The sequence below is a fragment of the Moorena sp. SIO4G3 genome, assembly GCF_010692305.1.
Classification (GTDB): domain Bacteria; phylum Cyanobacteriota; class Cyanobacteriia; order Cyanobacteriales; family Coleofasciculaceae; genus Moorena; species Moorena producens_A.
The window spans coordinates 1-9,635 of sequence record NZ_JAAHIG010000333.1 but is presented as its reverse complement, the minus strand read 5'-3'; the positions used below and the strand labels follow the sequence as shown (position 1 = coordinate 9,635).

The 9,635-nt window shown below is 41.5% G+C and carries 8 protein-coding genes; 6 read left to right on the top strand and 2 right to left on the bottom strand.

Annotated elements, in window-relative coordinates; genetic code table 11:
* The first annotated feature begins 137 nt into the window (after positions 1-137).
* From F6J99_RS35425 to F6J99_RS35410, 4 genes are all read left to right on the top strand, one after another.
* A complete protein-coding gene (locus tag F6J99_RS35425; RefSeq protein WP_293120209.1) occupies positions 138-425 on the top strand; it encodes a DUF4351 domain-containing protein in 288 nt (95 codons plus the stop codon).
* A 133-nt stretch (positions 426-558) separates the two neighbouring features.
* Entirely contained in the window at positions 559-696 is a 138-nt protein-coding gene (locus tag F6J99_RS35420; protein ID WP_293120207.1) for a hypothetical protein, read from the top strand.
* Positions 697-713: 17 nt separating this feature from the next.
* Positions 714-1,661, top strand: coding sequence for an MBL fold metallo-hydrolase (locus F6J99_RS35415; RefSeq protein ID WP_293120205.1), 948 nt, complete (start codon positions 714-716; stop codon positions 1,659-1,661).
* A gap of 217 nt (positions 1,662-1,878) precedes the next feature.
* A complete protein-coding gene (locus tag F6J99_RS35410) occupies positions 1,879-2,187 on the top strand; it encodes a hypothetical protein (RefSeq protein ID WP_293120203.1) in 309 nt (102 codons plus the stop codon).
* A 156-nt stretch (positions 2,188-2,343) separates the two neighbouring features.
* Here F6J99_RS35410 and F6J99_RS35405 read toward each other — a convergent pair whose 3' ends face one another.
* Positions 2,344-3,567 (bottom strand): DUF3095 domain-containing protein, encoded by a 1,224-nt coding sequence (locus F6J99_RS35405; protein WP_293120201.1) that lies wholly within the window; start codon positions 3,565-3,567, stop codon positions 2,344-2,346.
* Between the two features lie 170 nt (positions 3,568-3,737).
* Between F6J99_RS35405 and murJ the strand changes: the two genes are divergently transcribed.
* Both murJ and F6J99_RS35395 read left to right on the top strand, forming a co-directional pair.
* Complete coding sequence (murJ, locus tag F6J99_RS35400) at positions 3,738-5,360, top strand: murein biosynthesis integral membrane protein MurJ (protein WP_293120199.1); 1,623 nt, start codon at positions 3,738-3,740, stop codon at positions 5,358-5,360.
* Positions 5,361-5,904: 544 nt separating this feature from the next.
* Positions 5,905-6,321 carry a hypothetical protein gene (locus F6J99_RS35395; protein WP_293120197.1) on the top strand — a complete coding sequence of 139 codons (417 nt, stop codon included), beginning with the start codon at positions 5,905-5,907 and terminating at the stop codon, positions 6,319-6,321.
* A 248-nt stretch (positions 6,322-6,569) separates the two neighbouring features.
* On the opposite strand, the gene F6J99_RS35390 is transcribed toward F6J99_RS35395, so the two are convergent.
* On the bottom strand, positions 6,570-8,177 hold the full coding sequence (locus tag F6J99_RS35390) for a cyclic peptide export ABC transporter (protein ID WP_293120195.1): 1,608 nt from the start codon (positions 8,175-8,177) through the stop codon (positions 6,570-6,572).
* Positions 8,178-9,635 lie beyond the last annotated feature (1,458 nt).

The window sequence follows — 9,635 nt, the reverse complement described above, 5'->3', positions numbered from 1 at the left end:
GCTTAGTCCCTGGTTGCGGTATGTAAGGTTCTAATTACGTTTTACCCTCTAGCTCTGAAACATCTCGATTCGGGAATACTCTAGCTTTTCGGCCTGATGTATCCATCTCAAAATGCTCCTTCGGGTGGGAACTTGGCTTGAATCCTAGCCGTGGAAAGGTCTTTACTCCTTTCACTTCTCTGAGCGCCTTCATCGGTCGCCCCACCTATCAAGATATTATCCAAAAGGGACGCCAGCGCGGCAAGCAGGAGGAAGCGGTATTAATTGTGATGCGTCAGCTAACCCTGAGGTTAGGTTTACTTGACCCTGTGCTCCAACAGCGGATTGAGGGATTATCCATTACTCGATTGGAGGAATTGAGTGAAGCGTTGTTGAATTTTGAGACAGCAACGGATTTAGCGGTTTGGTTGGATCAGGAGCAGTAGTGCGTTAACAAATTAGGAGTTAAGGAAGCTAACTATCAATCCTTCCATTAAGCGATCGCGTAGCGGCTCAATGCTCGCGCATCGCATTTTCCGGTCGCTGCTGATCAGTACCACCTATATATCAAAATACACAATGATTTCCGGGATAATTCTCCCCGATTCCCGATTCCCGATTCCCGATTCCCGATTCCCGATTCCCGATTCCCGATTCCCGACCCATGGTGTCCTTCACAGAATTAAGAACTGCTATAGAATAACTAAAGACCAATGACCAATGACCAATAACTAATGAATACATTGCGTCGGTGCTTAATCTTAGGTCTAGCCACCCTACTCACAATCTTTGGAGTGATTAGCTGCCAATCTCACTCCCAAAGTCAATCACCAACATCCAGTAACCTCACCCTAGAAACAGCAGGATTAACCCTAGAAAAATTAGGATCTGGAATTTACGGACTAATCGCTAGTACAGACTTTCCCCCCCAAGACCCTAACGCAGCAATTTGTAATGCTGGGATTGTGATTGGTAGCGATGGAGTATTGGTAATTGATCCATTTCAGAATGAAGCACTAGCTAACTTACTCTTCTCAACTGTTGAAGACTTAACCGATAAACCCATCAAGTACGTTCTCAACAGTCATTATCACTTTGACCACACTGGTGGTAATGCTGCTGCCGAAGCTAAAGGTATCCCCATCATTGGGCGGGGACCAATTCGAGAATTCATGGAAGATCGTAACAAACAATACGACCCCAATCCCACTCCACCCAACGTAATAGTTAATAGTGAGAGTAAGATTTGGTTAGGCGATCGCACCGTAGAAATTGAAGAAGTAGAAGGGCATTCTGGGGGAACAGATATTGTCGCCTATGTTCCCGATGCCAAAATTATGTTTACCGGTGATATATTGTTCAATCAGCGATTTCCATACACTGGGGATGGTAATATTCGCAAATGGCAGAGTACTTTATCTGAGCTCAGGGCAAACTATCCCGATGCGCGTCTCTTACCTGGCCATGGTCCGATTACCGATAGCAGTGGCTTAGACACCTTAAAAACTTACTTAGATCAACTGGAACAATTGGCGTTAACTTGGAAAGAAAAGTCTCTGACTGAAGAACAAGTTATTGCCAATTATTCCCAAATACCTGCTGCTTATAAGAATTATAAATTCCAAGGATTATACAAAGATAATCTTGAAACAGCTTATAAGCAAATTACCGCTGAGCGTTGAGGGTTTCAGGGGTAAAGTTGCTGAATTATTCCAGGATAATGGAGGATATTACAATAATGTAAGCTATCAGCTATTAGCGAACAGCTTATGGGTTAGGTCACAGGCTGGAAGCCTGTGCCACATTACCTGAAGTGCTTTTGAATAAAATAAGCTGACTGCTGACTGCTGACTGCTGACTGCTGACTGCTGACACAATAACAAATCCTATTATGATATCATGACTAATCAAGAAGAAGACCCATTGAAAAGCAAGCTAGAGAAAAATTTGCAAGAGTCCCAATGGCTACAGAAATTTAAACAACTGAGTCAAGGACTAAGCCAAATTAAGACAGAAATTCCTCTAACTCAACTCTGTAAGCTAGAGTGGGTTACTGCTACTGACAGCTTAATCATTCACTGTCCAAATCGAGAAGTCAGGGATGGATTGTGTAAGCTTTCATCCCAGATTGCCCAAATCACTATTGGCGCAAAATGCTTTATTATTAGACATCCCGACTATGAAGACATTACTATTAAGCCAGTGTAATTATTCGCTATAGCAAAGGGAACAGGGAACAGGGAACAGGGAACAGGGAACAGGGAGTAGGGAGTAGGGAGTAGGGAGTAGGTAACTAGCGCAGCGCAATAGCTATTGCCTTATGCTAGTCTGATTTATCTGATTTATCCTAACTTGTATTGATGGCTAGTCGTCTGGATTAACGGGTGTTCTAAAAGCGGATTTGCTATCAGTAGCATTCTCCTTAAGTCTATCCTTCATATCTTTCGCAGCTACGGCGTAGCCTCCGTCTGCACCATCCACAAAATGTACTTGGCGTCCATGGCGCTCAAATACCAGACAGGTCATCAGTGCTCGGTCTGAAATATGCAGACCATACACTAACTTACCTTGTTTATAATTCTTTTCCAAATAGTCTGTTAATTGTTTTCGTTGTGCTTCATTGCCAGCAATCACCATGCGTAACAGATCATCAAACTTTCTGTAATCCGTTGCTGCGATCGCATTTCGTTTATAGGCTCCCCAGTCTCCATCTGGAAATTTCACCTTCAACGTCATCAACAACCAGCCCAAAAGATTTTCAATCCAGATTTTCGAAAAATAGAGCATCCTATGGCTTAGCTTACTCGACTGGGCGCACAGCCGAGTTTCAGCACTTAAGTTTTGATAACTAAACCCTAGATTTAAATACTTTTCATCAACGGGATTTAAAAGCTCTTCACTTCCATATATAGTGTCAATTTTTTCAATAATTTTTCGATAAGTTAAATTAGCTAAATCTCCTTGATTAGACGTTGCTTTCACAATCAAGCTGATCGTTTCACCATATTTACTTGGAATGTCTTGCCAGCGACACTCTAAATTAGACAAATCAGCTTTAGCATTATCAGTAGGGTTTTGGTAAAGGTAGAGGTTACTCGTATTTGGATGTTTAATCAATTCAGTAGCATAACTCAAACCATCTCCAGTAAATATAGCCTGATAATAATTTTTAGATACCTTGAGCTTAGCTAATTTAACATCATAATCATTTACTCTGACATCAGACATAGGTACTGCACCCACCCGCAATTCCATCCCAAATTCTTCCTTGGCTAGCTTACTAGTGGCTAATAAGGCTTCCCGAGCAGGGGCAAACAGAGAAGGAGGAATCAACAGAGTTGCTCCATCTCCCCCAAACACAAAAGGAATGTCTAAATTACCTGCTATATTTAAAACAGCGACAATGGAGCAGGCTCCTAATAGGTTAACCTCTTTGTAGCGTCCTGATTCGATAGCTTGAGTCGAACCAATAATATCGCTAATCACCACATACCAATCCCTGGGAACTGATTGAAAATTCCGAGAGTCAGTAATATCGATAAAGTTTTCTAAAAGGAGTAAATTAGCATAAAAAAAGTCTGTAGTCATGGTTTAATCTAAAGGAATAACAAACCTTTTTACTAGGGTGATAACACCCTGAAAGGCACTTAGATAAAACCAAGCTAGCTGCTACACCCTACCAACCGTCAACTGTCAAGGGTCAACAACAAGGGTTCCCTTAAAATAAGCACGTTAACTATTGATTCGATTAAGGATTTGTGTCTGAAAACCAGAAAACTACTCGTTCCCTAGCTGGCATTGCCGGGATTGTCGCAGTAGCCACCATTATTAGTAAAGTATTTGGCTTAGTCCGCCAACAAGCCATGGCAGCAGCCTTTGGAGTTGGTCCGGTTATCAACGCCTACAGCTATGCTTACGTGATCCCTGGGTTTTTATTAATCCTCCTCGGTGGCATTAACGGACCGTTTCATAGCGCCTTAGTTAGTGTTCTCGCTAAACGAGATAAATCAGAAGCCCCACGGCTGGTGGAAACAGTAACTACCTTAGTCGCGTGCATCCTGTTACTGGTAACCATTGCTCTAGTGCTATTTGCTCCGGTCTTAATTGATGTTCTAGCACCAGGCTTTCAGGATACCCCAGAAGGGTTACAAGTTAGAGCGATCGCAATCCGGCAATTACAGATTATGGCACCCATGGCAGTGCTAGCCGGATTAATTGGCATTGGCTTTGGTACCCTCAATGCTAGCGATCAATACTGGCTACCCGCCGTCAGTCCTTTATTTTCCAGCATCACCGTCATTGTTGGCTTAGGAATATTAGCCCTACAGTTGGGCAAAGAAATTAGTAATCCCGAATTTGCCATGATCGGTGGGATTGTCTTAGCTGGGGGTACCCTTGCTGGAGCAACTCTTCAATGGGTAGTGCAGCAAATCGCTCAGTGGCGCAGTGGCCTAGGTAAAATACGCCTACGATTTAACTGGGGTATCCCTGGAGTCAAAGACGTGATGCAGGTCATGGCTCCGGCCACCTTTTCCTCTGGGATGCTGCATATTAATGTCTACACCGACTTATTCTTTGCCTCCTTTCTGCCCCAAGCCGATGCTGCTGCTGCTAGCTTAAACTATGCCAATCTTTTAGTGAATACGCCTCTAGGCATTATCTCCAATGTTATTCTAGTCCCCCTACTGCCGGTATTTTCCCGACTAGCTGCTCCTGAAAATTGGCCAGAACTCAAGCAACGGATTCGCCAGGGAATTCTGCTCACTGCCTTGACAATGTTACCTTTAAGTGCATTGATGGTGACCTTAGCCATGCCCATCGTGCAGGTAGTGTATCAGCGTCAAGCCTTTGATGCTAATGCCTCTCGGTTAGTCGCATCAGTGCTCATGGCTTATGGGATGGGCATGTTTGTCTACTTGGGACGGGATGTGCTAGTGCGGGTATTTTATGGTTTAGGAGATGGACAGACACCCTTTCGTCTGAGTGTGATTAATATTATTCTCAATGCTGTACTAGATTATTTTCTAATTGATGCCTTTGGCACACCCGGTATTGTATTTGCCACCATTGGTGTGAATGCCTTTTCCATGGTAGTGCTGTTATGGCTATTAAACCGCAGGCTAAATGGCTTACCTTGGCAAGAGTGGATGTTGCCAATTCTAGGTTTAGCAGTGAGTAGTGTAATAGCTGGTGCCGCAAGTTGGGGAGTCAGTTGGGGGTGTGAGCAAGTATTAGAAACCAGTATTATTTGGGTGCAGTTGCTACAATTGAGTCTAGCTGGATTGGTAGGCTTAGGCGTGTTTGGTTTGTTAGCAACTCAGTTGAAGTTACCAGAAGTCGATATGTTTGTAGCTCGTGTGCGGCAGAAGCTGGGTCGTTGAGAGTATTTATCCTGTTACCAGTTTATCTTTGCTAAGAGAACTGGCATCAAAGCCTTATATACTAAGCTTTTCAGGGCTCATGTCACCCCTGATAATATATATCAACATGTCACCCTCTCTAATATATATCAATTAGAGGGGTTGACATGAGTAAGCTGGTATGATATAATCGACATTTACTGCAGGACTTACGACCCAAGCAAGCTAATCTCGAATTCAAAGAAACCACCTATTGCTTGTGCCATTTTGGTGTGGAATTTTTTGAACAAACTAGCTTATTTGACTGGGTTTAGTGTTTATAAACTTAAGTATCAGCTTCAACAACCTTCTTTAATTATGAGGTTAGTCTGATTCCACAATACTCCATATCTAGTGTCTTTGGGTAAGTCCTGTGAGTTACAATTCTTACCGTAGACGAGAATAAACAGATTAAACACGTATTGGACAATAAGATCATGCCACAAGTATTAGCGCAACTGCGGTGGTTTGATAATGTTGTGCCCTTGCTCTGCCAACACTTTCAGTTAAACCAAGTTACCGAACAATGAAAAAATATTATTTTATTGTAATCTCAACCTTAGCCTTGTTGACTTGCATACTCACATGCCAGCAAGTTCTAGCGGACGAGGTTTGGACAACCGCAGAATACAATGTGGTATATCATCAAGACCGCAACAACACCGCTATCTGGCACTACGATAAAGATGGAGTGATCTTTATCGACGGTTTAGCAGGAGTGTACACTGACCGAGGTTCATACAGTGGCTATTGGGTACAGGATTCTTCATCAGTGTGTTGTGATACCTATAGAGAGGGAGCTGATGGAAGACCCACTTACCACTGGGGCAGATTTGAAATCAGCTTCATCGACCCAGATTTCCCCTCCCGTTGGCAAGCTGACATTAGTCTTTGTGATCGCGACCCCAAGGTTACCTGGAATGGCACACCCGTCACGCAATAAGTATTATGCCAAAAGTCCCAATAAAAAACAGAGAAACATCAAGCGAGAGTTGACAATTAGTCCTTGAATCATCCACAATCTTCGACAAACCTGTGTAGGTTTGTCGAAGATGCATTATCGTCCTCATGAATTCGCCAAAATCGCCGGTGTCACCGTTAGAACTCTCCAGGGTTGGGATATTTCGGGAAAATTGGTATACGAGCAAGTATAAGAATGTAAATAATAAAAAAGTTTGCTTGAATGTGGTTTTAAACTATTCGACCATAATCTAATTTAATTAAGCAATCACATTCTTCAAAATAACGGTCATCATGAGTAACAGCAATTACTGTTTTACCTCTACTTTTTAATTCAGGTAAAAGTTTTTTATAGAATACTTTTTTAAATACAGGATCTTGATCTGACGCCCATTCGTCAAATACATAAATAGGACGATCTTCTAAATAAGCAGTGAGTAATGCCAATCTTTTTCGCTGTCCCTGAGAAAGATTTGTTGTTGATAAAACTCCCTCTTTTACGGTTACTTTGCTATCTATATCTAGTAATTTAAGATAGTTTTGTATTTCTGCTTGGCGGCTGAGGTCTATCCCTAACAAGCGCTCAAACAAATAAAAATCATAAAATATTACTGAGAATTGCTGCCGATACCATTCACGATTATCATCCCTTACAGGAATACCATTAAATAAAATTGTTCCCCTATCAGGGGTATATAGACCAGTAATTAATTTAACTAAAGTAGATTTTCCACTACCGTTACCTCCAACAATAAAGATAATTTTTCCAGGATCAAATTGAATATTAATGTTATTTAAAGTAAATTGATTTTCTTCTTTTTCTACTTGATAAGTATGGTGAATATTCACTAATTCAAGCTTTGTCCAATTAATAGTTAAATCAGCACCTGTAGGAAAAGAAGGTTCGACAATTTGTTTGGTTAAAGACAATCCCAAAGACTCGATTTTTTCTAGAGATATACTGCTTTGAATAATTGCTGGTAAGGTATTTAAAATGGCTCTTACCGGAGTGATTGCATATAAAAAAGTCAAAGTATAACTAGTCAAAACATTAGTAGGAATAAACATAATTTTAGTAACACCTAGCAACAGAATACCCAGGGGAATAAAAAATAAACCTAGCCCATAACTATCAGCGATCGCAAAAGCGGTCATTCCCTGGGTCCATTGATAGCGAACCCTTGCTGCAGTCTCTTTTAGTTCTTCTTTAAAAAATGTGTTGCGTCTTTGGCGGTGTAGTTTTAATTCTTTAATACCTTGAATAATAGACTGAAAATGTTGGAATAAAATATCTTGTTCGGCTCTAGCAGTCTTAAATCCAGATATCCCTAGATTGGAAATGTATTGATAACTAATAATTCCTATAATAATTAGCATTAAAAACAATATAAATACTGGGATAGATAGCCAGCATAGGTAAACTAAACAACCGATAATTAGTGAAATATTTAACCCCATTCCAGAGATAGAAATGGAAGAATTAGCAATCGTATTAACGTCTTCAGTAATCGCAGCTAATAATTTTGCTGCACCTAAGTTTTCTAGTTGGTTCAAAGGACAGTTTAGAATACTTTGGGCTAACTCCAAACGCAGATTATAAATGACATCTTGAGAGAGTCTATTTAGCAAGATCCAAGATAGAGCCGATGTACTCATCAGCAATAAACACAATCCAATAAAGCTGATGATTATTCCTACTGAGACTTGATTTATGTTTTGTAAAATATAATTTATTAGTGCAATTAAACCTGCATTACTGGCTCCTGCAAATATGCTAGCGATCGTAGCGATAATAAACAGCTTTCCCGATTTTTGAAACAGAAGACGGATAATTTTCATGGATTCTGGTATTTACTAGGTATTAAATGATTTCACTTAGACTAGTGATGGCAGCCTGAGGGGGTGACATTAGCCCTGAAAAGCTTACTATATAAGGCTTTTATGCCTATATCAGGAAAGATAAACTCGCAAATTGACCCAAAGAATGATTTAATAGCAAGCTCAAACCCTTATCACTACCTCCAAGGTCAGCCGAAAATACCATGTATCTTTTAGGTGCGACCCGTGGCGAATTTAATTCTTAATGCGGAAAGCGCACCTGAAGTAACTGATGGGCTTAAATTATTACCCAGTAAGGATTTAAGCTTGTATGTCACCCCCCCCAGTCAAAAAGTTGAAGGGAGTAATTGTAGAAAAAGCGATTCGCTCACCAGACCCGGAAAGTGCTGATGCCAGTAAGGTTGGACTAGTTTTTGGTAAAAGTCTTTAAAAGTACGGTAGCCCATTTGATCAAAAGCAATTACTTGGGTAATTCGTTCGCTCAAACATAGACCGGATGAGCGGTTTCGGGTTTTCAGATCCGCTTCTATTAGTTGTGTGTTCCACACAGATTAAAATGCCCACGCTGAAGTAATTGCCCTATCGGGCACCCTACGCGAACGACATGAGAGAAAAGGTCTTATAGACTAAGCATGGAGCAAGTGGAGGGTTGATGGTTGACACTTTTAGCCTACCCGCTTCGCTCCTTCTTATCGAAAACTGACGTTAATACTAACCGAATAAAGTGGTTATACATGGCCTAAAATTAAGGGTTAAGGGCGAACCGGTACGCCCTTAAAATTGATTGGTGTCAGAAGAACTATAGCTACTATAGTAACGACTAAAATTTAACTATCTCGCCAGATTGGCTAGACATTAAAACCGTAGCCAATCTGGCTCATAATTGGTGGATTTTTTAATAAAACTTGAGAATCAACCGATTTATTTAGTTAATTTCAGGAGGTTTTAATTATGGAGATTAAGAATCTTAATGTGAGTGATACAGCGGTTTGCAATTCAATTAGGTAAAAAGTTCTGGGTTTTTAGGGAGCAGCGATGCAGAGGTGCGACCCGTGGCGAATTTAATTCTTAATGCGGAAAACGCACCATTACGGTCTTGGGAAGGCAGCGCGGTCTTGGGGAGGCAGCGCGGTCTTGGGGAGGCAGCGCGGTCTTGGGGGTTCCCCCGGAGACGAAACCTGATTACGTTGAGCCTTTATGGTTGGTCGGCTCAAAGACGCGCGCCTTAGAATAAGGCAGCCTTTATGGTTGGTCGGCTATGGAAAAAAGGGTTAAAACTTATTGATTAAGGCTGCCTTATTCTTACGGTAACTTCAAATGCAGAAAAGGGGTAAAACTTATTGATTAGCGTGATTTGCGCGGTCTTGGGAAGGCAGCGCCGCCAAAGGGGGTTCCCCCCATGAGCGACTGCCGTGGTTTCCCCCACTCGCGCTTTGCATGGCTGACAAGGCGAGCCTG

Coding starts and splice junctions, on each gene's coding strand:
- F6J99_RS35420 (WP_293120207.1), top strand. CDS start 559: ATGATTTCCGGGATAATTCTCCCCGATTCCCGATTCCCGATTCCCGAT.
- F6J99_RS35415 (WP_293120205.1), top strand. CDS start 714: ATGAATACATTGCGTCGGTGCTTAATCTTAGGTCTAGCCACCCTACTC.
- F6J99_RS35410 (WP_293120203.1), top strand. CDS start 1,879: ATGACTAATCAAGAAGAAGACCCATTGAAAAGCAAGCTAGAGAAAAAT.
- F6J99_RS35405 (WP_293120201.1), bottom strand. CDS start 3,567: ATGACTACAGACTTTTTTTATGCTAATTTACTCCTTTTAGAAAACTTT.
- F6J99_RS35395 (WP_293120197.1), top strand. CDS start 5,905: ATGAAAAAATATTATTTTATTGTAATCTCAACCTTAGCCTTGTTGACT.
- F6J99_RS35390 (WP_293120195.1), bottom strand. CDS start 8,177: ATGAAAATTATCCGTCTTCTGTTTCAAAAATCGGGAAAGCTGTTTATT.